Annotated in this window: 26 protein-coding genes; 16 read left to right on the top strand and 10 right to left on the bottom strand. The window is 66.0% G+C overall.

Annotation, left to right across the window (positions count from 1 at the left end; all coding sequences use genetic code 11):
- Positions 1-22 precede the first annotated feature (22 nt).
- Together PQB87_RS14230 and PQB87_RS14225 are read left to right on the top strand one after the other, a co-directional pair.
- On the top strand, positions 23-1,402 hold the full coding sequence (locus PQB87_RS14230) for an amino acid permease (protein ID WP_174414884.1): 1,380 nt from the start codon (positions 23-25) through the stop codon (positions 1,400-1,402).
- Between the two features lie 138 nt (positions 1,403-1,540).
- Positions 1,541-2,311 carry a COG4705 family protein gene (locus PQB87_RS14225; protein WP_489242202.1) on the top strand — a complete coding sequence of 257 codons (771 nt, stop codon included), beginning with the start codon at positions 1,541-1,543 and terminating at the stop codon, positions 2,309-2,311.
- A 51-nt stretch (positions 2,312-2,362) separates the two neighbouring features.
- Here the strand turns inward: PQB87_RS14225 and dut are convergent, their stop codons facing one another.
- From dut to PQB87_RS14200, 5 genes are all read right to left on the bottom strand, one after another.
- On the bottom strand, positions 2,363-2,809 hold the full coding sequence (gene dut / locus PQB87_RS14220; protein ID WP_021160741.1) for a dUTP diphosphatase: 447 nt from the start codon (positions 2,807-2,809) through the stop codon (positions 2,363-2,365).
- A gap of 55 nt (positions 2,810-2,864) precedes the next feature.
- Positions 2,865-4,076, bottom strand: coding sequence for a bifunctional phosphopantothenoylcysteine decarboxylase/phosphopantothenate--cysteine ligase CoaBC (gene coaBC / locus PQB87_RS14215; RefSeq protein ID WP_027786665.1), 1,212 nt, complete (start codon positions 4,074-4,076; stop codon positions 2,865-2,867).
- Positions 4,077-4,143: 67 nt separating this feature from the next.
- Complete coding sequence (gene lspA / locus PQB87_RS14210) at positions 4,144-4,644, bottom strand: signal peptidase II (RefSeq protein ID WP_021160743.1); 501 nt, start codon at positions 4,642-4,644, stop codon at positions 4,144-4,146.
- Positions 4,645-4,646: 2 nt separating this feature from the next.
- A complete protein-coding gene (gene ileS / locus PQB87_RS14205; protein WP_060325268.1) occupies positions 4,647-7,484 on the bottom strand; it encodes an isoleucine--tRNA ligase in 2,838 nt (945 codons plus the stop codon).
- A gap of 102 nt (positions 7,485-7,586) precedes the next feature.
- A complete protein-coding gene (locus tag PQB87_RS14200) occupies positions 7,587-8,579 on the bottom strand; it encodes a bifunctional riboflavin kinase/FAD synthetase (protein ID WP_060062674.1) in 993 nt (330 codons plus the stop codon).
- Between the two features lie 122 nt (positions 8,580-8,701).
- Between PQB87_RS14200 and purN the strand changes: the two genes are divergently transcribed.
- The 6 genes from purN (at position 8,702) to nadC (ending at position 15,841) form a co-directional block, all read left to right on the top strand.
- Entirely contained in the window at positions 8,702-9,364 is a 663-nt protein-coding gene (gene purN / locus PQB87_RS14195; protein ID WP_021160746.1) for a phosphoribosylglycinamide formyltransferase, read from the top strand.
- Positions 9,361-10,626 (top strand): RsmB/NOP family class I SAM-dependent RNA methyltransferase, encoded by a 1,266-nt coding sequence (locus tag PQB87_RS14190; protein WP_021160747.1) that lies wholly within the window; start codon positions 9,361-9,363, stop codon positions 10,624-10,626. The genes purN and PQB87_RS14190 overlap by 4 nt, the downstream gene beginning before the upstream one ends.
- 18 nt (positions 10,627-10,644) lie before the next feature.
- Positions 10,645-12,009, top strand: coding sequence for a mechanosensitive ion channel family protein (locus PQB87_RS14185; RefSeq protein WP_059686578.1), 1,365 nt, complete (start codon positions 10,645-10,647; stop codon positions 12,007-12,009).
- Positions 12,010-12,230: 221 nt separating this feature from the next.
- The gene (locus PQB87_RS14180; protein ID WP_027786669.1) at positions 12,231-13,424 is read left to right on the top strand and encodes a DesA family fatty acid desaturase; all 1,194 of its coding nucleotides are present in this window, start codon (positions 12,231-12,233) and stop codon (positions 13,422-13,424) included.
- A gap of 399 nt (positions 13,425-13,823) precedes the next feature.
- The gene (nadA, locus tag PQB87_RS14175; RefSeq protein ID WP_489242196.1) at positions 13,824-14,960 is read left to right on the top strand and encodes a quinolinate synthase NadA; all 1,137 of its coding nucleotides are present in this window, start codon (positions 13,824-13,826) and stop codon (positions 14,958-14,960) included.
- Positions 14,957-15,841 carry a carboxylating nicotinate-nucleotide diphosphorylase gene (nadC, locus tag PQB87_RS14170; protein WP_060229174.1) on the top strand — a complete coding sequence of 295 codons (885 nt, stop codon included), beginning with the start codon at positions 14,957-14,959 and terminating at the stop codon, positions 15,839-15,841. The genes nadA and nadC overlap by 4 nt, the downstream gene beginning before the upstream one ends.
- Positions 15,842-15,931: 90 nt before the next feature.
- Here nadC and nadB read toward each other — a convergent pair whose 3' ends face one another.
- From nadB to radC, 4 genes are all read right to left on the bottom strand, one after another.
- A complete protein-coding gene (gene nadB / locus PQB87_RS14165; protein WP_021160752.1) occupies positions 15,932-17,518 on the bottom strand; it encodes an L-aspartate oxidase in 1,587 nt (528 codons plus the stop codon).
- A 160-nt stretch (positions 17,519-17,678) separates the two neighbouring features.
- Entirely contained in the window at positions 17,679-17,846 is a 168-nt protein-coding gene (gene rpmG, locus PQB87_RS14160) for a 50S ribosomal protein L33 (RefSeq protein WP_006478046.1), read from the bottom strand.
- Between the two features lie 17 nt (positions 17,847-17,863).
- A complete protein-coding gene (gene rpmB / locus PQB87_RS14155; protein WP_004186391.1) occupies positions 17,864-18,097 on the bottom strand; it encodes a 50S ribosomal protein L28 in 234 nt (77 codons plus the stop codon).
- Positions 18,098-18,334: 237 nt separating this feature from the next.
- On the bottom strand, positions 18,335-19,108 hold the full coding sequence (gene radC / locus PQB87_RS14150) for a RadC family protein (RefSeq protein WP_489242193.1): 774 nt from the start codon (positions 19,106-19,108) through the stop codon (positions 18,335-18,337).
- 135 nt (positions 19,109-19,243) lie between these two features.
- Here radC and PQB87_RS14145 point away from each other — a divergent pair, with 135 nt between their 5' ends.
- From PQB87_RS14145 to PQB87_RS14110, 8 genes are all read left to right on the top strand, one after another.
- The gene (locus PQB87_RS14145; protein ID WP_027786673.1) at positions 19,244-19,699 is read left to right on the top strand and encodes an FKBP-type peptidyl-prolyl cis-trans isomerase; all 456 of its coding nucleotides are present in this window, start codon (positions 19,244-19,246) and stop codon (positions 19,697-19,699) included.
- 2 nt (positions 19,700-19,701) lie between these two features.
- Positions 19,702-20,682: a 4-hydroxy-3-methylbut-2-enyl diphosphate reductase gene (ispH, locus tag PQB87_RS14140; RefSeq protein ID WP_021160756.1), complete on the top strand. Its 981-nt coding sequence runs from the start codon at positions 19,702-19,704 to the stop codon at positions 20,680-20,682.
- A gap of 204 nt (positions 20,683-20,886) precedes the next feature.
- Positions 20,887-21,630: an amino acid-binding protein gene (locus tag PQB87_RS14135; protein WP_233345285.1), complete on the top strand. Its 744-nt coding sequence runs from the start codon at positions 20,887-20,889 to the stop codon at positions 21,628-21,630.
- A 211-nt stretch (positions 21,631-21,841) separates the two neighbouring features.
- Positions 21,842-22,792 carry a branched-chain amino acid ABC transporter permease gene (locus PQB87_RS14130; protein ID WP_059686582.1) on the top strand — a complete coding sequence of 317 codons (951 nt, stop codon included), beginning with the start codon at positions 21,842-21,844 and terminating at the stop codon, positions 22,790-22,792.
- 18 nt (positions 22,793-22,810) lie between these two features.
- Entirely contained in the window at positions 22,811-23,980 is a 1,170-nt protein-coding gene (locus PQB87_RS14125; protein WP_021160759.1) for an ABC transporter permease subunit, read from the top strand.
- A gap of 24 nt (positions 23,981-24,004) precedes the next feature.
- The gene (locus PQB87_RS14120) at positions 24,005-24,781 is read left to right on the top strand and encodes an ABC transporter ATP-binding protein (protein ID WP_021160760.1); all 777 of its coding nucleotides are present in this window, start codon (positions 24,005-24,007) and stop codon (positions 24,779-24,781) included.
- Positions 24,781-25,497: an ABC transporter ATP-binding protein gene (locus tag PQB87_RS14115; RefSeq protein ID WP_027786676.1), complete on the top strand. Its 717-nt coding sequence runs from the start codon at positions 24,781-24,783 to the stop codon at positions 25,495-25,497. Before PQB87_RS14120 ends, PQB87_RS14115 begins: the two co-directional genes overlap by 1 nt.
- Positions 25,498-25,814: 317 nt before the next feature.
- On the top strand, positions 25,815-26,486 hold the full coding sequence (locus tag PQB87_RS14110; protein WP_489242188.1) for a DUF2278 family protein: 672 nt from the start codon (positions 25,815-25,817) through the stop codon (positions 26,484-26,486).
- Positions 26,487-26,510: 24 nt separating this feature from the next.
- Here the strand turns inward: PQB87_RS14110 and PQB87_RS14105 are convergent, their stop codons facing one another.
- Positions 26,511-26,966 carry a GNAT family acetyltransferase gene (locus PQB87_RS14105; protein ID WP_489242186.1) on the bottom strand — a complete coding sequence of 152 codons (456 nt, stop codon included), beginning with the start codon at positions 26,964-26,966 and terminating at the stop codon, positions 26,511-26,513.
- Positions 26,967-26,977 lie beyond the last annotated feature (11 nt).

Here is a 26,977-nt window from a genome sequence, read left to right as displayed (position 1 = left end):
GGTGCAGGGGAGTGGTAACGCAGTGACACAACAACAACGGACGTTCGACGACATCGTCGCACGCGAACAAGGGTTGCGCCACGCGCTGACGTCGGGGCAGATGGCGATGATCGCGATCGGCGGCGCGATCGGCACGGGCCTGTTCCTCGGCAGCGGGTTCGCGATCGGGCTCGCCGGCCCGAGCGTGCTGGTCTCGTATGCGATCGGCGCGCTGATCGCGCTGCTGCTGATGGGCGCGCTCGCGGAAATGACGGTCGCGCATCCGACCGCCGGCTCGTTCGGCGCGTATGCCGAGCACTACGTCGGCCCCCTCGCCGGCTTCCTGGTGCGTTATGCGTACTGGTTCGCGGTGGTGTTCGCGATCGGCACCGAGATCAGCGCGATCGCCGTGTTCATGAAGTACTGGTTCCCGGCCGTGCCCGGCTGGTACTGGGTGATCGGCTTCTCCGCGCTGCTGATCGCCGTGAATCTCGCGAGCGTCACGCTGTACGGCACGGTCGAATACGCATTCTCGCTGCTGAAGATCGCGGCAATCGTCGTGTTCATCGTGCTCGGCGCGTATCTCGTGTGGTCGGCGCCGGTCGCATCCGGCATCGGGTTCGCGAACTACACCGCGCACGGCGGCTTCATGCCGAAGGGGCCGTGGGGCACCTGGGTCGCGGTGATCGTCGCGATCTTCAGCTACATGAGCATCGAAGCCGTCGCGATCGCGGCCGGCGAGGCGCGCGATCCGCAGCACGCGGTCACGCGCGCATTCCGCTCGACCGTGTTCCGGCTCGTCCTGTTCTACCTGCTGACGTTGTCGCTGATGCTCGCGATCGTGCCGTGGACGCAGGCCGGCACCGACGAAAGCCCGTTCGTGAAGGTGATGGCCGCGACCCACGTGCCGTACGCGGCGGGCGTGATCAACTTCGTGTTGCTGATCGCGGCGCTGTCGGCGATGAACAGCCAGCTTTACGTGACGACGCGGATGATGTTCAGCCTGTCGCGTGCGCGGCTCGCGCCCGCGGTGTTCGGCCGGCTCGGCACGAACGGCGTGCCGCGCGCGGCGCTGTGGATCTCGACCAGCGGCGTCGCGGTCGCGGCCGTGCTGGTCGCGCTCGTGCCCGACACCGCGTTCACGGTGATGATGGCGATCGCGATGTTCGGCGCGCTGTTCACATGGTTGATGATCTTCGTCACGCACCTGCGCTTCCGTTCGCGGTATCGCGGCCCCGCGCTCGCGTTCCGGATGTGGGGGCACCCGTTCGGCAGCCTGCTCGGTGCGGGGCTCGTCGCGGCGATCCTGTTCACGACCGCGTTCACGCGCGAATTCCGGATGACGATGGTGGTCGGCGTCGTGTTCGTCGTGCTGCTCACGCTCGCGTACGCGCTGCACTACCGGCACCAGCACGCACGCTGACGGTACCGGCGCGGCCGCCCGCGCCGTTTTTTCCGGTCGCTAAGGTTCCGTTAAGCCCGCGGCGACTACATTCGATCCTGCCTGCAAGGCGGGCGCGGCATGCGCCGGCTCGCCGCTTTCCTGCAAAAAGGGGTGCGAATGAACAAACTTCCCGAAATCACGCTCGCGTTCTGGATCATGAAGATCTGTGCGACGACGCTCGGCGAAACCGGCGGCGACCTGCTGTCGATGACGCTGAACGTCGGTTATGCGGTGAGCTCGATCCTGCTGTTCGGTTTCTTTCTCGTGACGCTGGGTGCGCAACTCAGGACGACGCGTTATCGCCCGGCGATCTACTGGGCCGTGATCGTCGCGACGAGCACGGCCGGCACGACGATGTCCGATTTCATGGATCGCACGCTCGGCCTCGGTTATGCGGCCGGCTCGTCGATCCTGGTCGCGATCCTGCTGGCCATTTTCGCCGTGTGGCGGCTCAGCGGCGAATCGCTGTCGGTCGACCTGATCCGCACGCGCAAGGTCGAGCTGCTGTACTGGATCGCGATCCTGTTCTCGAACACGCTGGGCACCGCGCTCGGCGACTTCCTCGCGGACAGCTCGGGGCTTGGCTTCGGCGGCGGCGCGCTGCTGATCGGCGGGTTGCTCGCGGCGATCGTGCTTGCGCACTATTTCACGCGGATCTCGGGCGTGCTGCTGTTCTGGGCCGCGTTCGTGCTCACGCGGCCGTTCGGTGCGACGATCGGCGATCTGCTGACGAAGCCGGTTGCGAAGGGGGGCCTCGCGCTCGGTACGATCGGTTCGTCGACGGTGCTGCTCGGCGTGCTGGTCGCACTGGTGATCTACGCGATCGTCGCCCAGGCGCGGCAGCGCGACCTTGCGCCCGCGCGGATCGCGCAACCCGTCGAAGAGTGACGGAGACGGAAAGGAAAAAGGGGCCGCGAGGCCCCTTTTTCATTGTGCCGTTCAGTGACGGCCGGTGCTGCCGAAGCCGCCCTCGCCGCGATCGCTTTCCGCGAAGTCGTCGACGATGTTGAACTGCGCCTGCACGACCGGCACGATCACGAGTTGCGCGAGCCGCTCGAACGGATTCAGTACGAACTCGGTCTGGCCGCGGTTCCACGTCGAGACCATCAGCTGGCCCTGGTAGTCGGAATCGATCAGGCCGACGAGGTTGCCGAGCACGATCCCGTGCTTGTGGCCGAGGCCTGAGCGCGGCAGGATCAGCGCGGCGTAGCCGGGATCGGCGAGGTGAATCGCGAGGCCGGTCGGCACGAGCGTCGTTTCGCCCGGCTGCAGCGTGACCGGCGCGTCGAGGCATGCGCGCAGGTCGAGGCCCGCGCTGCCGGTGGTTGCATAGGCGGGCAGGTAGTCGCGCATGCGCGCGTCGAGAATCTTCAGGTCGAGTTTCATGCGGTCGTCGAATCGGTCGGGAAGGGCGCGGCGGCAAGCACCGCCGCGCGGGAGATCAGATCAGGCGGTTGTCGGGCAGGCGTTTCGCGATTTCCGCGACGAGCGTGTGCGCGAGTTCGTCTTTCGGTGCGCGCGGCAGGCGCGTGAGGCCGGTGGCCTCGAACAGCACGACTTCGTTGTCGTCGCGGCCGAACGTCAGCGGGCCGAGGTTGCCGACGAGCAGCGGCACGTTCTTGCGTTTGCGCTTCTCGTCGCCGTGCACGTCGAGGTCGCCGCTTTCGGCCGCGAACCCGACGCAGTACGGCGGATCGGGCAGCGCCGCGACCGACGCGAGGATGTCCGGGTTCTCGACGAATGCGAGCGCGGGCATCTTGCGGTCGGCCGTCTTCTTCATCTTGTGCTCGGCCGGCTGGGCGACGCGCCAGTCGGCGACCGCGGCCACCGCGATGAAGATGTCGGCGTCGTTCACGGCATGCATCACCGCGTCGTACATCTGCTGGGCCGTCTGCACGTCCTGCCGGTAGACGCCCCACGGCGTGTCGAGCGCGACCGGCCCCGCGACGAGATGCACGTCGGCGCCGGCCTGCTGCGCGGCGCGCGCGAGCGCGAAGCCCATCTTGCCGCTCGAGCGGTTCGTGAGGCCGCGTACCGGGTCGAGCGGTTCGAACGTCGGGCCGGCCGTGATCAGCACGCGCCGGTGCGCGAGCACCTTCGGCGCGAAGTGCGCGACGATCGCTTCATAGATCGCCTCGGGCTCGAGCATGCGGCCGTCGCCGACTTCGCCGCACGCCTGCGCACCCGAATCCGGGCCGAGTACCGACACGCCGTCCGCGCGCAGTTGCGCGGCGTTGCGTTGCGTGGCCGGGTTCTGCCACATCTGGCGGTTCATTGCGGGGACGACGAGCAGCGGGCAATCGCGCGCGACGCACAGCGTCGACAGCAGGTCGTCCGCGAACCCGTGCGCGAGCTTCGCGAGGAAATCCGTCGACGCGGGCGCGATCACGATCGCGTCGGCTTCGCGCGACAGGTCGATGTGCGCCATGTTGTTGTCGATGCGCGCGTCCCACTGGCTCGTATAGACGGGCCGGCCCGACAGCGCCTGCATCGTGACGGGCGTGATGAACTGGGTAGCGGCTTCGGTCATCGCGACCTGTACGGTGGCGCCTGCCTTCACGAGCAGCCGCGTGAGCTCGGCGATCTTGTAGCAGGCGATGCCGCCCGTCAGGCCGAGAACGAGGTGTTTTCCTGCGAGTTCTGCTTGTGCCAACTCAGGCCTCCAAGGGTCAAACGGAACGGCCGGCGCGAAGCCGGCCGTCGACGCCGAGTATGCGCGCTTAGCGCGAGCCGCGCACGCGACGCAGTTCGTCGTAGATCAGCAGCACCGCGCCGATCGTGATCGCGGAATCGGCGAGGTTGAACGCCGGGAAGTGCCAGGCGCCGAGGTGGAAATCGAGGAAGTCGATCACGTGGCCGTAGACGAGCCGGTCGATCACGTTGCCGAGCGCGCCGCCGAGGATCAGTGCGAGCGACACGCTGAACAGCCGCTGGTGGCCGTGGCGCTTCAGCAGGAAGCAGATCACGAGCGTCGCGCCGATGCCGAGCGCGGTGAACGCCCAGCGCTGCCAGCCGCTCGCGGTCGACAGGAAACCGAACGCGGCGCCGCGGTTGTACACCAGCACGAGGTTGAAGAACGACGTCAGCGCATGCTGCGCGCCATACACGAACGTTTTCAGGATCGCGATCTTCGACAGCTGGTCGAACAGGATCACGATCAGCGAAATGCCCAGCCAGGGCGCAAGCGCACCGCTGGCCGGTTTCGACAGGGTTTTCGCCATATTCAAGCAGCGCTCCGGATTTCGCCGTTTTCGAACAGGTTGGAGAAGCAGCGGCCGCACAGCGTCGGGTGATCGGCGTGCGCGCCGACATCTTCGCGGTAGTGCCAGCAGCGTTCGCACTTCTGGTACTTCGACGCCGCGACGTCGACGCTTTCCTGCGCTTCGTCGTCGACCTTGACGACCGTCGCGGCCGACGTGATCAGCACGAACTTGAGATCGTCGCCGAGGCTCGTGAGCGCGTCGTAGCGTGCGCCGCTCGCATGCACGGCGACTTCGGCCTGCAGCGACGAACCGATGCGGTTCGCGGTGCGCGCTTCCTCGAGCGCCTTCGTCACGTTGCCGCGCACGTCGCGCAGCAGCGCCCACTTCTCGATCAGCGCGGCCGAGCCGGCGACTTCTGGATACGCGTAGTAGGTTTCCGTGAAGATCGTGTCGCTGGCCGGCTGGAACACCTTCCACGCTTCTTCCGCCGTGAACGACAGGAACGGCGCGAGCACGCGCAGCAGGCCGTGCGTGAGGTGGTACAGCGCGGTCTGCGCGGAGCGGCGCGCGCGCGAATCGGCCGCGCTCGTGTACAGGCGGTCTTTCAGCACGTCGAGGTAGAAGCCGCCGAGATCTTCCGAGCAGTACGTCTGCAGCTTCGCGACGACCGGGTGGAATTCGTACTTCTCGTAGTGGCCGAGCAGTTCCGTCTGCAGTTGCTGCGAGAACGCGACCGCATAACGGTCGATCTCGAGCCAGTCCTCGACGGGCACCGCGTGCTGCGCGAAGTCGAAGTCCGACAGGTTCGCGAGCAGGAAGCGCAGCGTGTTGCGGATGCGGCGATAGCCTTCGGTCACGCGCTTCAGGATTTCCTCGGAGATCGCGAGCTCGCCCGAATAGTCGGTCGATGCGATCCACAGGCGGATGATTTCCGCGCCGAGGCGGTTCGCGACTTCATGCGGATCGATGCCGTTGCCGAGCGACTTGCTCATCTTGCGGCCTTCGCCGTCGACCGTGAAGCCGTGCGTGAGCAGGCCCTTGTACGGCGCACGGCCGTCGATCATCGACGCGGTCAGCAGCGACGAGTGGAACCAGCCGCGGTGCTGGTCCGAGCCTTCGAGGTAGAGGTCGGCCGGGAACTGCAGCTGATCCTTGTGCGAGCCGCGCAGCACGTGCCAGTGCGTCGTGCCCGAGTCGAACCACACGTCGAGCGTGTCGCGGTTCTTTTCGTACAGGTTCGCGTCGTCGCCGATCAGCTCGCGCGGGTCGAGCGTTTGCCATGCTTCGATGCCCGACTGCTCGACGCGCTTCGCGACTTCCTCGAGCAGCTCGAGCGTGCGCGGGTGCAGCTCGCCGGTTTCCTTGTGCACGAAGAACGCCATCGGCACGCCCCATTGGCGCTGGCGCGACAGCGTCCAGTCGGGACGGTTCGCGATCATGCTGAACAGGCGCTGCTTGCCCCACGACGGGTAGAACGCGGTGGCGTCGATGCCTTCGAGCGCGGTTTCGCGCAGCGTCTTGCCGCCGTCGCGCGGCGTCACGTCCATGCCGGCGAACCACTGCGACGTCGCGCGGTAGATGATCGCCGTCTTGTGACGCCAGCAGTGCATGTAGCTGTGCTTGTAGTGCTCGCTGCGCAGCAGCGAGCCGGCTTCGCGCAGCGCGTCGACGACCTTCGGGTTCGCGTCCCAGATCGACAGGCCGCCGAACAGCGGCAGCGATTCGATGTAACGACCGTCGCCCATCACCGGGTTGATGATGTCCGAGTCGGTCATCCCGTGCGCCTTGCACGACTGGAAGTCCTCGATGCCGTATGCCGGCGACGAGTGCACGACGCCGGTACCGGTGTCGGTCGTCACGTAGTCGCCGAGGTAGACGGGCGCGGTGCGCTTGTAGCCGGGGTGGGCCGATGCGAGCGGGTGGTGGAAGCGCAGGTTCGCGAGCTTCACGCCCGGCGCGGTCGCAACGACGCGGCCGGTCAGCTTGAAGTCAGCCATGCAGGCTTCGACGCGTTCTTCCGCGATGATCAGCAGCCCGCGCTCGGTGTCGACCAGCGCGTAGACGATTTCCGGATGGAGGTTCAGCGCCTGGTTCGCGGGGATCGTCCACGGCGTGGTGGTCCAGATCACGATGCCGCCGTCGGCGCGCGGCAGCGCCGGCAGGCCGAACGCCTGCGCGGTCTTTTCCGGTTCCGCGAACGCGAACATCACGTCGATCGTCGGGTCGGTGCGGTCCTTGTACTCGACTTCCGCTTCCGCGAGCGCCGAGCCGCAGTCGAAGCACCAGTTCACCGGCTTCAGCCCGCGATACACGTAGCCCTTCTCGATGATCTTGCCGAGCGCGCGGATCTCTTCCGCCTCGTTGACGAAGTTCATCGTCTTGTACGGGTTGGCCCAGTCGCCGAGCACGCCGAGACGCTTGAAACCGACCTTCTGCTTCTCGATCTGCTCGGTCGCGTACGCGCGCGCCTTGCTCATCACTTCGGCCGCCGGCAGCGACTTGCCGAACTGCTTCTCGATCTGGATCTCGATCGGCATCCCGTGGCAATCCCAGCCGGGTACGTACGGTGCGTCGAAGCCGGCCATGTTGCGCGACTTGACGACGATGTCCTTCAGGATCTTGTTGACGGCGTGGCCGAGGTGGATGTCGCCGTTCGCATACGGCGGGCCGTCGTGCAGGATGAACTTCGGCCGGCCCTTGCTGGCCGCGCGGATCTTCTCGTAGAGGCCGCGTTCTTCCCATTCCTTGACCCACTGCGGCTCGCGCTTGGGCAGGTCGCCGCGCATCGGGAACGGCGTGTCGAGCAGGTTGACCGGATACTTGGCCTGCGGTTTCGAATCGGCTTTCTTGTTGCTCATGATGGGATCGCTATCTAAATCGGGAGACGCGCGAGCGTCGTGAATCGGGGATGCGCGCGAGTGAGCGGCGCGAGGGTGCGGCGCCAGGCGCCGCCGTCCGGATCAGCTAATTCGGTCGGTGGCCGACGTCGAGAAGCCCGTGGCGCGGCTGCCCGGCGCACGGTCGCGCTCGATGAAGTACGCGCGTGCATTCGCGACGTCCAGCGCGATCGCGCGCGACAGCGCCTCGAGATCGTCGAATTTCGCTTCGTCGCGCAGCTTTTTCAGGAATTCGACGCGGATGAGCTTGCCGTACGCGTCGCCGTGCCAGTCGAGCAGGTGGACCTCGAGCAGCACGCGGCCGGAATCGTCGACGGTCGGGCGCAGCCCGAGGCTCGCGACGCCCGGCAGCGGGGTGGGGCCGAGGCCGTGCACCTGCACGACGAAGATGCCCGCGAGCGCCGGACGCTTGTGCGCGATCGGCAGGTTCAGCGTCGGGAAGCCGAGGTCGCGGCCGAGCTTCAGCCCGTGCGCGACGTGGCCGCTGATCGCATAGCCGTGGCCGAGCGCCTGCGCGGCCGCGTCGAGATCGCCCGCGGCGAGCGCGGTACGCACGCCCGAGCTGGAGATGCGTGTGCCGTCGCTGCCCGCGACCGTACCCATTTGCTCGACCTCGAAGCCGTACTGTTCGCCGGCCGCCTTCAGCGTGTCGAAGGTGCCCGCGCGCTTCGCGCCGTAGCAGAAATCGTCGCCGACCATCATCCAGCGCGTGTGCAGCCCGCCGACCAGCGTGCGTTCGACGAACGCCTGCGGCGACTGGCTCGCGAACGTGTGATTGAAGTGCTCGACGACGACGCGGTCGACACCGTGGTCGCGCAGCGCCTCGAGCTTGTCGCGCAGCATCGCGATGCGCGGCGGCGCGCCGGCGGGGTTGAAGAATTCTCGCGGGTGCGGCTCGAACGTCATCACGCACACGGGCAGGCCGCGCGCGTCCGCTGCCGCGCGCACGCGCGCGAGCAGGGCCTGGTGGCCGCGATGGACACCGTCGAAGTTGCCGATCGTCAGCGCGCACGGGGCGCGGCTCTCGGCGTTGGGCAGGCCGCGGAAGACTTTCACGATAGCGGATGCAGCGTCGGGGAATGGGCGGTGGGATGCCGCAAAGCAGAAGATTATAAACGTTCGGGCGGGCCGGCGGCCGAGAAGGCGGGAAACGCGGGGGCGAATGGTAAAATTCGCGGATGAAAAAACTCGTGATCCTGATTTCCGGTCGCGGCAGCAACATGGAGGCCATCGTCCGCGCGTGCGCGCAGGAACGCTGGCCGGCCGAGATTGCCGCCGTGATCGCCAACCGGCCCGACGCGGCCGGACTGGCTTTTGCCGCGTCGCACGGGGTGGCGACGGCGGTGGTCGACCACCGCTCGTTCGATGGCCGCGACAGCTTCGACGCGGCGCTCGCCGCCGAGATCGACCGGTTCGCGCCCGATCTCGTCGTCCTCGCCGGCTTCATGCGCATCCTCACGCCCGCATTCGTCAGACGATACGAAGGCCGGTTGCTGAACATCCATCCGTCGCTGCTGCCGAGCTTCAAGGGCATCCACACGCATCAGCAGGCGCTCGATGCGGGTGTCGCGCTGCATGGCGCGAGCGTGCATTTCGTCATCCCCGAGCTCGACAGCGGCGCGATCGTCGCGCAGGGCGCGGTGCCCGTGCGCGCGGGCGACGACGCGGCGGCGCTCGCGCAGCGCGTGCTGGCGGTCGAGCATGTGCTGTATCCGCGCGCGGTGCGCTGGTTCATCGAGGGCCGTTTGCGCCTCGAGAACGGCCGCGCAGTGGTGGCGCCGGAAGAGGCGCGCTGGATTTTCGCGGATCAACCGCATACCGAAACGAGTGAGGGCGTATGAAGCTGCACGGATTCCTGATCGGCCAGACCGAGACTTTGCTGGCCGAGGTGCTGAAGTTCGCCGGCCCCGCCGACGCGACGACGAGCCGGTTCTTCCGCGCGCACCCGAAGCTCGGGCATGCCGAGCGCGGTGTGATCGCCGAGGCGGTGTTCGCGGTGCTGCGCCGGAAAATGGAGTTTTCGCACCTCGCCGAGAGCGGCACCGGTACGCCGGCACGACGCCTCACGCTGCTCGGCCTGATGCAGACGGTCGGCCGCAATGCGCTGAAGCCGTTCCTGTCGGACACCGAGTCGGCCTGGCTCGAGCACGTGTCGAAAATCGACCCGGCGAGCCTGCCGGTGCGCATTCGCACGAACCTGCCCGACTGGATTCATCAGGCGCTGTCGGCCCGTTTCGACGCCGACGAGCTCGCGCAGCTTGCCGCCGCGCTGAACTATCCGGCGCCGCTCGACCTGCGCGCCAACGCGCAGAAGGCGAGCCGCGACCAGGTCATCGACGGGCTGCGCGCGAGCGGCATCGACGCGGGCGCGACCCCGTTCGCACCGTTCGGCGTGCGCGTGGTCGGCAAGCCGGCGCTGACGCGCCTGAAGCTGTTCGAGGAAGGCGCGATCGAGGTGCAGGACGAAGGTAGCCAGCTGCTGTGTTCGCTGGTCGCGCCGCGCCGCGGCGAGATGGTCGTCGATTTCTGCGCGGGCGCGGGCGGCAAGACGCTCGCGCTGGGCGCGATGATGCGCTCGACCGGGCGCCTCTATGCGTTCGACGTGTCGGAGAAGCGCCTCGCGAAGCTGAAGCCGCGCCTCGCACGCAGCGGGCTGTCGAACGTGAACCCGGTGCTGATCGACAGCGAGCACGACGCGAAGATCAAGCGGCTCGCCGGCAAGATCGACCGCGTGCTGGTCGACGCGCCGTGCAGCGGCCTCGGCACGCTGCGCCGCAATCCGGACCTGAAGTGGCGCCAGACGCGCACCGCGATCGATGAACTCACGCCGAAGCAGGCGTCGATCCTCGCGAGCGCCGCGCGCCTGGTGAAGAAGGGCGGCCGGCTCGTCTACGCCACCTGCAGCGTGCTCGACGCCGAGAACGAACGCATCGTCGAGCAGTTCCTGGCCGACCATCCCGAGTTCGTGCTGGTGCCGGCGCAGAAGGTGCTGGATGACCAGCGCATCGCGCTCGAGACCGGCGACTACCTGTCGTTGTGGCCGCACCGTCACGCGACCGACGGCTTCTTCGCCGCGGTCCTCGAACGGCGCGCCGCGCAGTAACGGCTGCCCGGACTGACGATGGAAAATCTGCAGAGCCGCCTGCTGTCGCACCGGCTGGAATCGGTCATTCGTGACTTCCACCAGCCGGTGATGATCTGGCAGGCGGCGATCCTCGTCGGCGCGCTGTGTTTCGCATGGGTGACCGCGCGCTTCGTGCACGGCCGCATCGATGCACGCCGCCGGGCGGCCGGCCGCGCGCCCGGCGCGGGCGCGCAAAGCCTGAAGCGCGCGCTGTTCCCGTTGTTCGGCAGCGTCTTCGTCGGCGCCGCGCAACTCGCGTTCGACCCGTTCATGTCGACGTCGCTGCTGTCGCTGGCGCTCGTGCCGTTGTTCGGCATCGGGCTGATCTACGTGCTGTTCTTCTTCGCGCGGCGCGTGTTCGCACGCGACGGCCACACGCATGCGTGGCTGTCGATCGTCGAGAAGATCGTGTCGACCGTCGTGTGGGCCGCGATGGTGCTGACCGTGCTGGGCATTCAGCGCGACGTGCTGGGCTGGCTCGACAGCGTGCAGTTCCGCGTCGCCAACGCGCACCTCACGCTGCTGTCGGTGATTTCCGGCGCGCTGTGGGTATGCGTGACGCTGATGGTCGCGATGTGGCTGGGCTCGGTGCTCGAGGATCGCCTCACGCGCGCAAGCACGCTCGACGCGAACCTGAAGGTCGTGCTGTCGCGGGTCGGCCGCGCGCTGCTGGTATTCGCGGCGATCTTGATCGGGCTGTCGCTGGTCGGCATCGACGTGACGGTGCTCGGCGTGTTCGGCGGCGCGGTGGGTGTCGGCCTCGGTTTCGGGCTGCAGAAGATCGCCAGCAACTACGTGTCGGGCTTCATCATCCTGCTCGACCGCTCGCTGCGGCTCGGCGACGCGATCAGCGTCGGCGGGCTGCAGGGCGTCGTCACGCAGATTCGCACGCGCTACACGGTCGTGCGCGGCCTCGACGGCAACGAGACGCTGATTCCGAACGAGAAACTGATCACCGACGTCGTGCAGAACCAGTCGTCGTACCTGACGCGCGGCTACGCGAAGGTCGCGGTGCAGGTCGCGTACACCAGCGATGTCGAGCACGCGCTCGTGTTGCTCGCCGATGCGGCCAGGGATGTGCCGCGCGTGCTGGCGGAACCGGCTCCGACCCCGTATCTGGTCGGTTTCGGTGCGGACGGGATCGACCTGGAGCTCGGTTTCTGGATCGAGGACTCGGCGAAAGGGACGTCCGGCGTGCGTTCGACCGTGAACCGCAATATCTGGCGGCTGTTCAGCGAGCACGGGATTTCGATCCCGTTCCCGCAGCGCGAAGTGCGGGTCGTGGGGCTGCCCGACGGCCTTTCTGCCGCCGGCGTGGCGGCCGGCAACGGCGCGGTGGACGGGCGTGCACCGGCTGCTTAGCGCAGGCCGGTCGCCAAACGTATCGACCCCGCGGTCGGAACCGGATCGCGGGCCGTTCCGAGTCCGCCCATGGACTGCGCCTGTTGCGTCAGGGCAAGAAAATGTTCATTTTTTACAAAGACTTGGAACGGTTGAAGTAAAATTCTGGTCTACACGCGGTATGCTTTCATTTTTCTGACGCTTGGCGCGGGCCGGCGTCGCTCTCATCACAGGTAACTGCCTTGTTGAATTCCCTGCTCGATTTTCTTTCCCACGGGCTCCTGCATTTTTCGTGGTGGCAGGTCGCGCTGTTCGCGCTCGCCGTCACGCACGTCACGATCATCGGCGTGACGGTCTACCTGCACCGCTGCCAGGCGCATCGCGCACTCGAGCTGCATCCGATCGCGAGCCACTTCTTCCGCCTCTGGCTGTGGATGACGACCGGCATGCTGACGGGTCAGTGGGCCGCGATTCACCGCAAGCACCATGCGAAGTGCGAGACCGAGGAAGATCCGCACAGCCCGCAGACGCGCGGCATCTGGAAGGTGTTCCTCGAGGGCGCCGAGCTGTATCGCGCGGAAGCGAAGAATGAAGAGACGATGCGCAAGTTCAGCCACGGCACGCCGAACGACTGGATCGAACGCAACATCTACTCGAAGTACCCGATCCTCGGCGTGAGCCTGATGATGGTGATCGACGTCGCGCTGTTCGGCGTGCTCGGCCTGACAGTGTGGGCCGTGCAGATGGTCTGGATTCCGTTCTGGGCGGCTGGCGTCGTCAACGGCTTCGGTCACTTCTGGGGTTATCGCAACTTCAACTCGGCCGACGCGAGCACGAACCTGTTCCCGTGGGGCATCGTGATCGGCGGCGAAGAGCTGCACAACAACCACCACACGTTCGCGACGTCGGCGAAGCTGTCGAACAAGTGGTACGAGTTCGACATCGGCTGGATGTACATCCGCATCATGTCGGCATTCGGTCTCGCGAAGGTGAAGAAGGTCGCACCGACGCCGCGCCTGAACAAGCCGAAGACGGTGCTCGACCAGGAAACGCTGCAGGCCGTGCTGTCGAACCGCTACGAAGTGATGGCGCGCTACGGCAAGGCCGTGAAGCGCGCATACCGCCAGGAGCTCGCGCACCTGAAGGAAATCGGCGGCGAGAAGTACCAGCTGATGCGTGGTGCGCGCAAGTGGTTCCACAAGGATGCCGACGGCCTCGACGAGCCGCAGAAGAAGCTGCTGCCGGAAATCTTCGCGAACAGCCAGAAGCTGCACACGTACTTCCAGCTCCGCCAGGATCTGGCCGCGATCTGGGATCGTTCGACCGCATCGCGCGAACAGCTTCTCGCGCAATTGCAGGATTGGTGCCATCGCGCAGAACAAAGCGGCATCAAGGCGCTGCAGGAATTCGCGACGCGCCTGCGCCGCTACGCCTGATTCGAAATCGATTAGAATCTAAGGACGTCAAAAACCCCGCGTTGGCGGGGTTTTTTATTTGGGCTTCCGGTTTTTGAAGTTGACCGGTAGGGCCGGATTTGTATGAGGCTTGGGGTGGCGGCGAATGGTTGCCCCGGGGCGAGCACAGGGGTGAGGCCGGAGGGAGCGCCAAGGCGCTGATGCTGGTCGACCGCGAAGCATGGATCGAAGTAAATGCTAAAGCGCCAGCTTGGATCGACCGCGAAGCATGGGATCGAAGTAAGCGCCAAAGCACTAGCTTGGATCGACCGCGAAGCATGGGATCCAAGTAAGCGCTAAAGCGCCAGCTTGGATCGACCGCGAAGCATGGGATCCAAGTAAGCGCTAAAGCGCTAACTTGGATCGACAGGAGATATGGAGATGCAATCGACGATCAAACCCGTCGAATACGATCGGCCCGTCGCAGCAGGGACCGTGTGCGGCGTGGGGCAAGCATGGGCCAAGGTGCCCGACGCACCGTCCGCCGAAGAGCGCGCTGCACTGAAGGCACGTATCAAGGCGCTACTCGTGCGTGAAAAGGCCGTCCTGGTCGCGCACTACTACGTCGACGCCGAATTGCAGGAACTGGCCGACGAAACGGGCGGCTGTGTCGCCGACTCGCTCGAAATGGCCCGCTTCGGCCGCGATCACGACGCGCAGACACTGGTCGTCGCCGGCGTGCGCTTCATGGGCGAAACCGCGAAGATCCTGAGCCCGAACAAGCGGATCCTGATGCCCGACCTCGATGCGTCCTGCTCGCTCGACCTCGGCTGCCCGGTCGACGAATTCTCGGCGTTCTGCGATGCGCATCCCGACCGTACCGTCGTCGTCTACGCGAATACCAGCGCCGCCGTGAAGGCGCGCGCGGACTGGATGGTCACGTCGTCGATCGGGCTCGAGATCGTGGCCGACCTGCATGCGCGCGGCGAGAAGATCATCTGGGCGCCGGATCGCCATCTCGGCAGCTACATCCAGAAGAAAACCGGCGCGGACATGCTGTTGTGGCAAGGCTCGTGCCTCGTCCACGACGAGTTCAAGGGCATCGAACTCGACCTGCTGCGCGCCGAGTATCCGGACGCGAAGGTGCTCGTCCACCCCGAATCGCCGGAAAATGTCGTCGCACAGGCGGACGTCGTCGGCTCGACGACGCAATTGATCGACGCAGCCGTGAAGTTCGACGCGACGCGCTTCATCGTCGCGACCGATCTCGGCATCCTGCACAAGATGCAGCTTGCGGCGCCGGGCAAGACCTTCATCGCCGCACCGACGGCCGGCAACAGCGCAACCTGCAAGAGCTGCGCACATTGCCCGTGGATGGCGATGAACGGCCTCGCGAACCTCGCCGACGTGCTCGAACGCGGTCACAACGAGATCTTCGTCGATCCCGCGATCGGCGAGCGTGCACGTCTGCCGATCGACCGGATGCTCGATTTCGCAGCGGCGCACAAGAAGCGCGTGCAGGCGAGCGGCGATCTGCAGCGCGACCAGCAACTGTTTGCGAACGTGGGGGCTGCATGACGAACGCAGCCGTATCCCCGCTGTTCGACGTCGTCCGCGAGCAATACGGCGCGGCATTCGACGACGCGATCGCGCGCAACGTGGCCGATGCGATCGCGGAAGACGTCGGCACGGGCGACCAGACCGGGCGGCTCGTACCGGCCGGCGGGCGCCGCCGGGCGCGCATCATCGTGCGGGAAGACGCCGTGCTGTGCGGCGTGCCGTGGTTCGAGGCCGTGATTGCGCGAATCGATCCGGCGATCGTCGTGGAATGGCGTTATCGCGAAGGCGACCGGATGACGCCCGATTCGACCGTCTGCGAACTCGAAGGGCCGGCACGTGCACTGCTGACGGCCGAGCGCAACGGACTGAACTTCCTGCAATTGCTGTCGGGTGTCGCGACTGCAACACGCCGTTACGTCGAACGCGTCGAAGGCACGCGCGCGAAGATCCTCGATACGCGCAAGACACTGCCGGGCCTGCGGCTCGCGCAGAAATACGCAGTGCGTGTCGGCGGCGGCGAGAACCAGCGTCTCGCGCTGTATGACGGCATCCTGATCAAGGAGAACCACATCGCAGCGGCAGGCGGTGTCGGCGAGGCGCTCGACGCGGCGTTCGCGCTGGAGTCGGGCGTGCCCGTGCAGGTCGAAGTCGAGACGCTCGCGCAACTCGATACGGCGCTCGCGCATCGCGCGCAGTCGGTGCTGCTCGACAACTTCACGCTCGACATGATGCGTGAAGCGGTGCGTGTCGCGAACGGCAAGGCTGTGCTCGAAGTGTCGGGCGGCGTCAATTTCGATACGGTGCGTGCGTTCGCGGAAACGGGTGTCGACCGTATCTCGATCGGCGCGCTGACGAAGGACGTGCGCGCGACGGACTATTCGATGCGTATCGTCGACTGACCGCGCGACATACCGTCTGACGAAAAAAAGCCGCTGGCGCGCAAACGCCAGCGGCTTTTTTGTGGGCCGCAGCCGGGAACGGCGTGACGGTCAGCGGCGCGAGCGGGGCGTGAGCACGCTCGGCAGTGCCTTCGGCAGCGTGTTCGGCCAGTCGCGGCTGTAGTGCAGCCCGCGGCTTTCGCGGCGCGAGTACGCGCTTTTCACGATCAGTGTCGCCACGTCGACGAGGTTGCGCAGTTCGAGCAGGTCGCGCGTCACGCGGAAGTTCGCGTAGTACTCCTGGATCTCGTCGCGCAGCAGCGACAGTCGGTGCTTCGCGCGTTCGAGGCGCTTGTCGGTACGCACGATGCCGACGTAGTTCCACATCAGGCGGCGCAGCTCGTCCCAGTTGTGCGCAACGACGACTTCCTCGTCCGCATCCGACACGCGGCTTTCGTCCCACGCGGGCAGCGTGGCGGGCGTTTCGGCATCGAAGCCGGCCGCCTCGATCGCCCCGGCCGCCGCGCGGCCGATCACGAGACATTCGAGCAGCGAGTTGCTCGCGAGCCGGTTCGCACCGTGGAGCCCGGTGTACGACGTTTCGCCGACCGCATACAGGCCCGCGAGATCGGTGCGCCCGGCGAGATCGGTGACGACGCCGCCGCACGTATAGTGTGCGGCCGGCACGACGGGAATCGGCTGCTTCGCGATATCGATGCCGAATTCGAGGCAGCGCGCGTGGATCGTCGGGAAGTGCTCGCGCAGGAACGCTTCCGGCTGGTGGCTGATGTCGAGATATACGCAGTCGATCCCGCGCTTCTTGATCTCGAAGTCGATCGCGCGTGCGACGATGTCGCGCGGTGCGAGTTCGGCGCGCGGATCGTGCGCGGGCATGAAGCGCGTACCGTCGGGCAGCTTCAGCAGGCCGCCTTCGCCGCGCACGGCTTCCGAGATCAGGAACGACTTTGCATACGGATGGAACAGGCAGGTCGGGTGGAACTGGATGAATTCCATGTTGGACACGCGGCAGCCCGCGCGCCACGCCATCGCGATGCCGTCGCCGGTCGCGGTGTCGGGGTTCGTCGTGTACAGGTAGACCTTGCCGGCGCCGCCCGTTGCGAGCACCGTATGCGGCGCCTCGATCGTGATCGTGCGGTCGTTGTCGACGTCGAGCGCATACAGGCCGTGACAGCGGCGGCCGGGCAGGCCGAGGCGGTCCGACGTGATCAGGTCGATCGCGTGGTGGTTTTCGAAGAACGTAATGTTCGGATGCTGGCGCGCCCGCGCCGACAGCGTCGCGAGCACCGCGTGGCCGGTCGCGTCGGCCGCGTGGATGATCCGGCGGTGGCTGTGGCCGCCTTCGCGCGTGAGGTGGAAGCCGAGCTCGGCTGCGTCGTCCTTCGTGAACGGCACGCCCTGGGAGATCAGCCATTCGATCGCTTCGCGGCCGTGCTCGACGATGTAGCGCGTCGCGCCTTCGTCGCACAGCCCGCCGCCGGCGACCAGCGTGTCGTCGACGTGGTTCTCGATGCTGTCCGCCGAATCGAGGACGGCCGCGATGCCGCCTTGCGCGTTATCGCTTGCCCCCTCCATCATCGAACGTTTCGCGATCAGCGCGACACGTCGCGTGCTGGCCAGGTTGAGTGCGACCGACAGCCCTGCCAGGCCGCTGCCGACGATCGCCACGTCGAATTTCATGCTGCATCTCCATCGTTACGCTTTTGATCTTGTGCGTTCCGGCGGCCGCAGCCGCGGAAAGGGGAGAGCATACCGCGTCGCGCCGGAGCGTGCGCGCAAAACAAAAAGCCCCGCATGTGCGGGGCTTTTCGGTCGCCGTCAGGCTGGCAGAAACCGGAGATTACTTGATCTTGGTTTCTTTGTATTCCACATGCTTGCGGACGACGGGATCGAACTTCTTGATCGCCATCTTTTCCGGCATGTTGCGCTTGTTCTTCGTGGTCGTGTAGAAGTGACCCGTACCAGCGGTCGACTCAAGCTTGATCTTGTCGCGTGCGCCTTTTGCCATGATTGTGCTCCTTGGGCTTAGGCTTCGCCGCGTGCGCGCAGGTCAGCGAGCACGGAATCGATGCCGTTCTTGTCGATCAGGCGCAGGCCGGCGTTCGAGACGCGCAGGCGCACCCAGCGGTTTTCGCTCTCTACCCAGAACCGGCGGTTTTGCAGGTTCGGCAGGAAGCGGCGCTTCGTCTTGTTGTTGGCGTGGGAAACGTTGTTGCCGCTCATCGGCGCTTTCCCAGTTACTTGGCATACGCGTGCCATGAGAGCACTCCTAATACGCTAAATTCGGGGTTCGATCGCCGATGAAGGTTCCATCGTACCGCCACGTGATCCATGGCTGCACTCAGAACGCCGAAGCCCTTACAGACAAGGCCCTTCGATGGCTAGAACTGGTTGGAAAAAAGACAGACGGCGATTCTAGCAGAAAAAGTTCAGAAAAATCAAACCTAATTTCGCATCGCCGTTGCGGCGCCCTCAGGCGGGCCGCAATCGCACAGTCTACAGCCAACCGGCCCGTGCGAACGAAAAAGTATCACTGGTGCCGATGACGACGTGATCGAGCAGCTGAACGTCGACGAGCGCGAGCGCGTCGTGCAGCACGCGGGTCAGGCGCCGATCCTCCGCGCTCGGCTGCACCGCGCCCGACGGATGGTTGTGCGCGACGATCAGCGCGGCGGCGTTGTGCGCCATCGCGCTGCGCACGATCTCGCGCGGGTAGACGGCCATGCGCGTCAGCGAGCCGCGCGTGATTTCCTCGGTGTCGATCAGGCCGTGGCGCGCGTCGAGGTAGACCGCGGCGAACACTTCGTACGGGCGCGCGCCGATCTTCATCCGCAGATAGTCCTCGACCGCGCCGGGCGAATCGATCAGCCTCTTCTCGCGCGCTTTCTCCTTCAGTACGCGCCGCGCGATCTCGGTGACCGCAACCAGCCGCGCGGAGCGCGCGGGGCCGATGCCGGGGTGCGCCTCGAAATCGTCGGTGGTTGCCTCGAGCAGCCCGCGCAACGTCTTGAACTGCCCGACCAGCGCGCGGGCCGTGACGAACACGTCGTGCCCCGGCTGGCCGGTGCCGAGCAACAGGGCGATCAGTTCGTCGTTGGTCAGCGCGGCCGGCCCGCGCTCCAGCAATCGCTCGCGCGGCCGCTCGGGCCGCCAGTCGCGCGGGCGGCGCTTGCGCCGGCGGATCGGGAGGCCGCGGCCGGGCGGATCGGCCGGCAGATCGGTGGTGTCGCGGCATTCGACAGGCGGCAGGGTGAGGCAGGGTGACAGCATGCTCGAAACTCCATTGGCGGCGGGCGGTGTGCGCGACGTCGTCGCACTTTCCGCCTTGCGCGCTCAGGTGACTTACAATATTGGCTTTGCGCCGGGCCTTTCGGCCGTATCGGGCGCCGACCGAACGAGTAATTCATGAGCCTCATCGATCTATCCGAAGTGAAGCCCGGTTCCCACGTCACGTTGCATTACCGGCTGGCACTGGCCGACGGCGCCGACATCGTCAACACCTTCACCGACAAGCCGGCCACGCTGCTGCTCGGCGCGGGGCAACTGGCGCCGTCGCTGGAACAGATTCTGATCGGGCTCAGGGTCGGCGACCATTCGACTTTTCAGCTAACGCCCGAACAGGGGTTCGGTCCCCGCAATCCCGACATGCTCCAGCGCGTCACGCTGTCGACGCTGCGCGAGAACGGGATGGTCGGCGACGATTTCACGCCGGGCGAACTGATCGAGTTCAATGCGCCGGACGGCGGCCGGTACGCGGGGGTGCTGAAGGAAGTCAGCGAGACCTCGGCACTGTTCGACTTCAATCATCCGCTCGCGGGCCAAGCGCTCACGTTCGAAGTGAAAATCATCGGAATCCTGTAATCATGAGCACCACCGATACGCTGTCCGGGCAGACCGTCGCAGCCGACGCCGAAATCCTGCTGGCCCAGCCGCGCGGTTTCTGCGCGGGCGTCGATCGCGCGATCGAGATCGTCGAGCGCGCAATCGCGATGCACGGTGCGCCGATCTACGTTCGTCACGAGATCGTCCACAACAAGTACGTGGTCGAGGATCTGAAGAAGAAAGGCGCGATCTTCGTCGAGGAACTCGAGGAAGTGCCGGCCGGCAATACCGTGATCTTCAGCGCGCACGGCGTGTCGAAGGCCGTGCGCGACGAGGCCGACGTGCGCGGGTTGCGCATTTACGACGCAACCTGCCCGCTCGTCACGAAGGTGCACGTCGAAGTGGCGAAGATGCGCCAGGACGGCGTCGATATCGTGATGATCGGCCACAAGGGCCATCCGGAAGTCGAAGGCACGATGGGTCAGGTCGAGCGCGGCATGCATCTCGTCGAGAGCGTCGAGGACGTGCAGAAGCTCGAGCTCGCCGATCCCGAGCGCATCGCGCTCGTCACGCAGACGACGCTGTCCGTCGACGATGCAGCCGAGATCATCGGCGCGTTGAAGGCCAAGTATCCGAAAATCCGCGAGCCGAAGAAGCAGGACATCTGCTACGCGACGCAGAACCGCCAGGACGCAGTGAAGTTCATGGCGCCGCAATGCGATGTCGTGATCGTCGTCGGCAGCCCGAACAGCTCGAATTCGAGCCGCCTGCGCGAAGTGGCCGAGAAGCGCGGCGTGGACGCCTACATGGTCGATGCACCCGACCAGATCGACCCGGCATGGGTCGCGGGCAAGCGCCGCATCGGCGTGACGGCCGGCGCGTCGGCACCTGAAGTGCTCGCCCAGGCCGTGATCGCGCGCCTGCGCGAGCTCGGCGTGCGCAACGTCCGCGCGCTCGAAGGCATCGAGGAAAACGTGTCGTTTCCGCTGCCGCGCGGGTTGAACCTGCCGCCCGCCGCCTGATTGACGCAGCGCACCTGCGGACACACCGAAGCGCGCCTCCCGGCGCGCTTTTTTTTACTCGTCGGAATTGCAATCGCAACCATTCTTTGCATTCATGGTGCAACCGGGTTGCTCCCATCGTTTTCAAGCGTCTCTCAAAATTGGTTGCAATGCAGGAAAACCCCATCGAATCAGGATTATTGGCGTCCTATAAATGGAGTTACAATGCGCCCGTTTTCAGGCCTGAATGGCTTTGAAATCGGGTTTTGGCAAGGCGCGGGAGACCATTCGATGCATGTGAAGTTGGCTTACGCCGTGTCCGTCGCCGCACCGGTTGCAATGCATGCCGGCTGCAGCAAAAAGAGCGACGGCGGGGCGGGGAGGGAGGCTGCGGTGTTCGCGGCACCGCCGGCCAGCGGCGTGCGCGTCGCCGGAACCGGTCGTGCGGCACCGTTCGCGTGCCGCATCGCGCAATTGGGCAAGGACAAGGAAAACGGGGCACGTTTGGCGATCGAGGAAATCAACGCGCTTGGCCTGGCGAACGGTCAGGCAGCGGGCACGCAGGTTGCAGCGCAGCAAGCCGCCGGTCGTGGCGTGACAGCGACCGTGCGCGCCGATCGACGCAGGCCGGCCATGGTGCCCGGCGCTGCGGGCAGCGTGCCGATGTCGCCGGCCCCCTTTCATTTCGATTCGACGAAACAGCGTGTTGCCGCGAGCCATGGTGTCGCGGCGCGCGGTCTGGTTCGTACGATGGATTCCGACGCAGTCCTGACGAATGTCGGGCGCGGCGTTCGCGGTGCCTTGCGGGGCGGCGCGACACGGAATCCGATCTGCCCGGATGCGGGGCTCGCCTCGCACCGGACGGGAAAAGGCACGGATGCCGGGCAACCGGACGATGGCCGTCTCGGCACGCTGCCCTACGACTTCAAGGAGGCCACGAACACCGTCCTCGATGTCGTGACGATTTAGCGACGGGACTCATGACGGCACCGGAACAGTGCGGTGCCGTTTCTGTATCCGCTCCGGCGGCAGGTCCGGCCGTACAGGCCGGGCGGCGCGCGCCGGGACGATCCACCCTTACCGGTATCGACTAGTACCCGCAGTGTCGCCGAGAAGGCGCGATTCCTCGCTTACCCGCGGGGCGTACCGTCCTCCGGCAGCACGGGCCAAGGAGCTTTAAATGGATATTTTCGTCCAGCAGGTTCTCAACGGGCTGGTGCTCGGCAGTGTCTACGCCATCATCGCGTTGGGCTACACGATGGTGTACGGCATTCTCGGCATCATCAACTTCGCGCACGGCGACGTGCTGATGATCGGCGCGATGGTCGCCTTGTCGGCCATCACCGTGCTGCAGAACCATTTTCCCGGACTCGGCAACGTCGCGACGCTGACGATCGGCCTGGGCATCGCTGCAATCGTCTGTGCGTTCGTGGGCTTCACGATCGAGCGCGTCGCATACCGGCCGCTGCGCCGCGCACCGCGCCTCGCCCCGCTGATCACCGCGATCGGCGTGTCGATCCTGCTGCAGACCGCCGCGATGATCATCTGGTCGCGCAACCCGCTGCCGTTCCCGCAATTGCTGCCGACCGATCCGATCAACGTGATCAAGGCGACCGACACGACGCCCGGCGCCGTGATCTCGGTCACTGAAATCGTGATCATCGCGGTGGCGTTCCTCGTGATGGGCGGCCTGCTGCTGCTCGTGCACAAGACCAAGCTCGGCCGCGCGATGCGCGCGATCGCCGAAAGCCCGAACACCGCGAGCCTGATGGGCGTGAACCCGAACTTCGTGATCTCGGCGACGTTCATGATCGGCTCCGCGCTTGCCGCGCTTGCCGGCGTGATGATCGCGTCCGAATACGGCAACGTGCACTTCTACATGGGCTTCATCCCCGGCATGAAGGCATTCACGGCCGCGGTGCTGGGCGGGATCGGCAACCTCGGCGGCGCAATGGTCGGCGGCGTGCTGCTCGGCCTGATCGAGCAGCTCGGGGCCGGCTACATCGGCAACCTCACGGGCGGTGTGTTCGGCAGTAACTACCAGGACGTGTTCGCCTTCGTCGTGCTGATCATCGTGCTGGTGTTCCGTCCGTCCGGCCTGTTGGGCGAACGTGTCGCGGATCGCGCGTAACGGAAGGGAGCAAACAACATGACATCCATTCAACCGATTGAATCCTCGACGTCGCTCGTCGAAGAGCGCAACACCACCAAGACCGTCATCATCGGCATCCTGACCGCTGCGTTCGTGATCGCCGCGCCGATCATCATCGGCTCGGCCGGCGGCAACTACTGGGTCCGCGTGCTCGACTTCGCGATGCTGTACGTGATGCTCGCGCTGGGCCTGAACGTGGTGGTCGGCTTTGCCGGCCTGCTCGACCTCGGCTACATCGCGTTCTACGCGGTGGGCGCGTACACGGCGGCATTGCTGAGCTCGCCGCACCTGACCTCGCAGTTCGAGTGGATCGCGGCGCTCGCGCCGAACGGCCTGCACATCCCGTTCCTGATCATCGTGCCGATCGCGATGGCGCTGGCGGCGACCTTCGGGATCCTGCTCGGCGCGCCGACGCTGCGCCTGCGCGGCGACTACCTGGCGATCGTGACGCTGGGCTTCGGTGAAATCGTCCGGATCTTCATGAACAACCTCGACCGTCCGGTGAACATCACCAACGGCCCGAAGGGGATCACGGGCATCGATCCGGTGCACGTCGGCGGCTTCAACCTGTCGCAGACGCACTCGCTGTTCGGCCTGCAGCTGCCGTCGGTCTACATGTACTACTACCTGTTCGTGCTGTGCTCGCTGCTGGTGATCTGGGTGTGTACGCGCCTGCAGCACTCGCGTATCGGCCGTGCCTGGGCAGCCATCCGCGAAGACGAAATCGCGGCGAAGGCGATGGGCATCAACACCCGCAACGTGAAGCTGCTCGCGTTCGCGATGGGCGCGTCGTTCGGCGGCCTGTCGGGCGCGATGTTCGGTGCGTTCCAGGGCTTCGTGTCGCCCGAGTCGTTCACGTTCTGGGAATCGATCGTCGTGCTCGCCTGCGTGGTGCTCGGCGGCATGGGCCACATCCCGGGCGTGATCCTGGGCGCGGTGCTGCTCGCGATCTTCCCGGAATTCCTGCGCTCGACGATGAGCCCGCTGCAGCATGCGCTGTTCGGTCATGACGTCGTCGATACGGAAGTGATCCGTCAGGCGCTGTACGGCCTCGCGATGGTGGTCATCATGCTGTACCGCTCGGAAGGCCTGTGGCCCGCGCCGAAGCATGAGGACAAGATCGCGAAACTGGCGAAGCGCAACAGCAAGAAGCCGGTGCGCGCTTAACCTACGGACACAGGGGATATACACATGAGCGACAAGCAAATCCGACTGTCCGTCAAGGGCGTGAACAAGCGCTTCGGTGGCCTGCAGGCGCTGTCCGACGTCGGCCTCGAGATCAAGGAAGGCGAGATCTACGGGCTGATCGGCCCGAACGGTGCCGGCAAGACGACGTTCTTCAACGTGATCACGGGCCTCTACACGCCGGACTCCGGCGAGTTCAAGCTCGACGGCTCGGAATACAAGCCGACCGCGGTGCACCAGGTCGCGAAGACGGGCATCGCGCGCACGTTTCAGAACATCCGCCTGTTCGGCGGGATGACGGCCCTCGAGAACGTGATGGTGGGCCGCCACGTGCGCACCAAGCACGGGCTGCTCGGCGCGGTGTTCCAGACGCCGGCCGAACGCCAGGAAGAGCGCGAGATCAAGGAACGCGCGATCGAGCTGCTCGAATACGTCGGTGTGCTGCAGTACGCCGACTACACGTCGCGCAACCTCTCGTACGGCCACCAGCGCCGTCTCGAGATCGCGCGCGCGCTGGCGACCGACCCGAAGCTGCTCGCGCTCGACGAGCCGGCGGCCGGGATGAACGCGACCGAAAAGGTCGAACTCACGCGCCTGCTCGACAAGATCCGCTCGGACGGCCGCACGATTCTGCTGATCGAGCACGACGTGAAGCTCGTGATGGGGTTGTGCAACCGGATGACGGTGCTCGATTACGGCAAGGTGATCGCCGAGGGTCTGCCGCAGGACGTGCAGAAGAATCCGAAGGTGATTGAGGCATATCTCGGCGCAGGGGTGCACTGATGGCAGCGGCAATGTTGAAAATCAAGGGCTTGCAGGTCAACTACGGCGGCATCCAGGCCGTCAAGGGCGTTGACATGGAAGTCCGCCAGGGCGAGCTCGTGACGCTGATCGGCGCGAACGGCGCAGGCAAGACCACGACGATGAAGGCGATCACGGGTCTCAAGCCGTATTCGGCGGGCGACATCGAGTACGACGGCAAGTCGATCAAGGGCGTGCCGACTCACGAGCTGCTCAAGCGCGGCCTCGCGATGGTGCCGGAAGGCCGCGGGATCTTCGCGCGGATGTCGATCGTCGAGAACATGCAGATGGGCGCGTACCTGCGCAACGACACCGAGCAGATCAAGAAGGACGTCGACCGCATGTTCGGCTTCTTCCCGCGTCTGAAGGAGCGTGCGACGCAGCTCGCGGGCACGCTGTCGGGCGGCGAGCAGCAGATGCTGGCGATGTCGCGCGCGATCCTGTCGAAGCCGAAGCTGCTGCTGCTCGACGAGCCGTCGATGGGCCTGTCGCCGATCATGGTCGAGAAGATCTTCGAAGTGGTGCGCGAGATCTCGAAGGAGGGCATCACGGTGCTGCTCGTCGAGCAGAACGCACGCCTCGCGCTGCAGGCGGCCGACCGTGGCTACGTGATGGATTCGGGCACGGTCACGATGGAAGGCGATGCGAAGCAGATGCTCGACGATCCGAAGGTGCGTGCCGCGTATCTCGGTGAATGAGTGAGTGAATGAGCGGGCCTGATGGCGCGCGACGGCAGGTGCCGGGCGCGTCGCACACGGGCTTTCGAAAGGCTGTCACGGGATGCCGTGACAGCCTTTTTTTTCGTGTCATGCGATCCAGGGCGAACTTGTGCGTGCGGGCGCGACTCCATTCGACTGTTGCGCCGCGCACGAGACGCGGGAACGATGGGGCAGGGCCGCCCGGAGCCGGTCGCCCGAAGCCGGTCGCCCGCAGCCGGTCGCCCGAAGCCGGTCGCCTGCAAACCGACACACGGGCCGTGTAGCATCGACGGCCCATCGGGACACGGAGAGCACGCATGAGTCTGGACTACGGTTTCGTGAAGGCGAAGGTGACATCGGTGGCGAAGCTGAAGGGCTCGCCGCACGGCAGCGAGATCCAGTATCACATCCACCTGACGCTGGCGTTGCCGGGCGGCAACTGGGACGTCGCGATCAACGTCGGCACCAGCGACGCGGACGACTTGCTGAACTACAAGCTCGTCTACGATTTCCACCACCCGATCACGCAGACGCTCGCGGCCGCGGCCGAAGGTTATACCGACCTGACGGGGCAGGCCGCATTGCCCGCGCTCGACTACTTGCGCAGCGACATCCTGAACGAAACGGGGGCGTGGCGCGCGAGCGCCGTGATGGACGGCACCGAGAATCCGGAGCCGATCCCGTCGCTGCTGCGGCTCGTGAACGCCGCGCAGTCGCAGGGGCTCGACGTCGTCGTGTTCGGCCGCTCGTATGCCGAAGGCAACGGCATCCACGACACGCACATGAACCAGGGTTCGACCGGCTCGAACTACGTGCACCGTGCGGGCGACGACCACAACGACCACAACGACATCTGGCAGGACGGCGCGCTGATCGTGCGCGTGAGCGACACGCAGTGGGCCGCCTATTTCGCCGCGTTCGAGCAGCAGGTCGTGCCGACCGACGCGCTCGGCAATCCGCTGCCGGGCGCGGGGCCGATCACGCGCTGAGATCGCCGGCGGCCGGCTGTCGCGTCATGCGGCCGGCAGCGTCTTGCCGAACGAGATGCGCTCCTCGACGCGGTAGCCGAGCGCCGCGTAGAAGCGGCACGCGTCGTCGTTGCCCGGCAGCACCTGCAGGTTGATCTTCAGGCAGCCGCGCGCGGCGAGCGCGCGTTCCGCATGCGCGATCAGCGCGCGGCCGATGCCGAGCCGCCGCGCGTCGTTCGATACGCCGAACGAGTAGAGCCAGCCGCGATGTCCGTCGAAACCCGCCATCAGCGTGCCGACGACGCGTGCGCCGCTGGTCGCGACGAAAAACAGCTCCGGCTGCGTCGCGAGCTTCAGCTCGATCGATCGCATCGGATCGCGGTGCGGCGGCGCATCGGCTTCGTCGTACTGCGGGAACGCATCGCGCCATACCGCGAGCACGGCATCGGTGTCGGCGCGTTCGAACGGGCGGATTGCGACAGCATCGGCGGCGGCATCCATCGGCGGGCTCT

Source organism: Burkholderia sp. KL41 (genome assembly GCF_057005415.2).
This window is presented reverse-complemented; position numbering and strand designations above follow the sequence as displayed.

Bases quoted from the DNA above. Each gene is read 5' to 3' on its own strand.
- PQB87_RS14225 (WP_489242202.1), top strand. From the start codon at position 1,541: ATGAACAAACTTCCCGAAATCACGCTCGCGTTCTGGATCATGAAGATC.
- dut (WP_021160741.1), bottom strand. From the start codon at position 2,809: ATGAAACTCGACCTGAAGATTCTCGACGCGCGCATGCGCGACTACCTG.
- lspA (WP_021160743.1), bottom strand. From the start codon at position 4,644: ATGGCGAAAACCCTGTCGAAACCGGCCAGCGGTGCGCTTGCGCCCTGG.
- ileS (WP_060325268.1), bottom strand. From the start codon at position 7,484: ATGAGCAACAAGAAAGCCGATTCGAAACCGCAGGCCAAGTATCCGGTC.
- purN (WP_021160746.1), top strand. From the start codon at position 8,702: ATGAAAAAACTCGTGATCCTGATTTCCGGTCGCGGCAGCAACATGGAG.
- PQB87_RS14190 (WP_021160747.1), top strand. From the start codon at position 9,361: ATGAAGCTGCACGGATTCCTGATCGGCCAGACCGAGACTTTGCTGGCC.
- PQB87_RS14185 (WP_059686578.1), top strand. From the start codon at position 10,645: ATGGAAAATCTGCAGAGCCGCCTGCTGTCGCACCGGCTGGAATCGGTC.
- nadA (WP_489242196.1), top strand. From the start codon at position 13,824: ATGCAATCGACGATCAAACCCGTCGAATACGATCGGCCCGTCGCAGCA.
- nadC (WP_060229174.1), top strand. From the start codon at position 14,957: ATGACGAACGCAGCCGTATCCCCGCTGTTCGACGTCGTCCGCGAGCAA.
- nadB (WP_021160752.1), bottom strand. From the start codon at position 17,518: ATGAAATTCGACGTGGCGATCGTCGGCAGCGGCCTGGCAGGGCTGTCG.
- rpmG (WP_006478046.1), bottom strand. From the start codon at position 17,846: ATGGCAAAAGGCGCACGCGACAAGATCAAGCTTGAGTCGACCGCTGGT.
- rpmB (WP_004186391.1), bottom strand. From the start codon at position 18,097: ATGGCACGCGTATGCCAAGTAACTGGGAAAGCGCCGATGAGCGGCAAC.
- radC (WP_489242193.1), bottom strand. From the start codon at position 19,108: ATGCTGTCACCCTGCCTCACCCTGCCGCCTGTCGAATGCCGCGACACC.
- PQB87_RS14145 (WP_027786673.1), top strand. From the start codon at position 19,244: ATGAGCCTCATCGATCTATCCGAAGTGAAGCCCGGTTCCCACGTCACG.
- ispH (WP_021160756.1), top strand. From the start codon at position 19,702: ATGAGCACCACCGATACGCTGTCCGGGCAGACCGTCGCAGCCGACGCC.
- PQB87_RS14135 (WP_233345285.1), top strand. From the start codon at position 20,887: ATGCGCCCGTTTTCAGGCCTGAATGGCTTTGAAATCGGGTTTTGGCAA.
- PQB87_RS14130 (WP_059686582.1), top strand. From the start codon at position 21,842: ATGGATATTTTCGTCCAGCAGGTTCTCAACGGGCTGGTGCTCGGCAGT.
- PQB87_RS14125 (WP_021160759.1), top strand. From the start codon at position 22,811: ATGACATCCATTCAACCGATTGAATCCTCGACGTCGCTCGTCGAAGAG.
- PQB87_RS14120 (WP_021160760.1), top strand. From the start codon at position 24,005: ATGAGCGACAAGCAAATCCGACTGTCCGTCAAGGGCGTGAACAAGCGC.
- PQB87_RS14115 (WP_027786676.1), top strand. From the start codon at position 24,781: ATGGCAGCGGCAATGTTGAAAATCAAGGGCTTGCAGGTCAACTACGGC.
- PQB87_RS14110 (WP_489242188.1), top strand. From the start codon at position 25,815: ATGAGTCTGGACTACGGTTTCGTGAAGGCGAAGGTGACATCGGTGGCG.
- PQB87_RS14105 (WP_489242186.1), bottom strand. From the start codon at position 26,966: ATGGATGCCGCCGCCGATGCTGTCGCAATCCGCCCGTTCGAACGCGCC.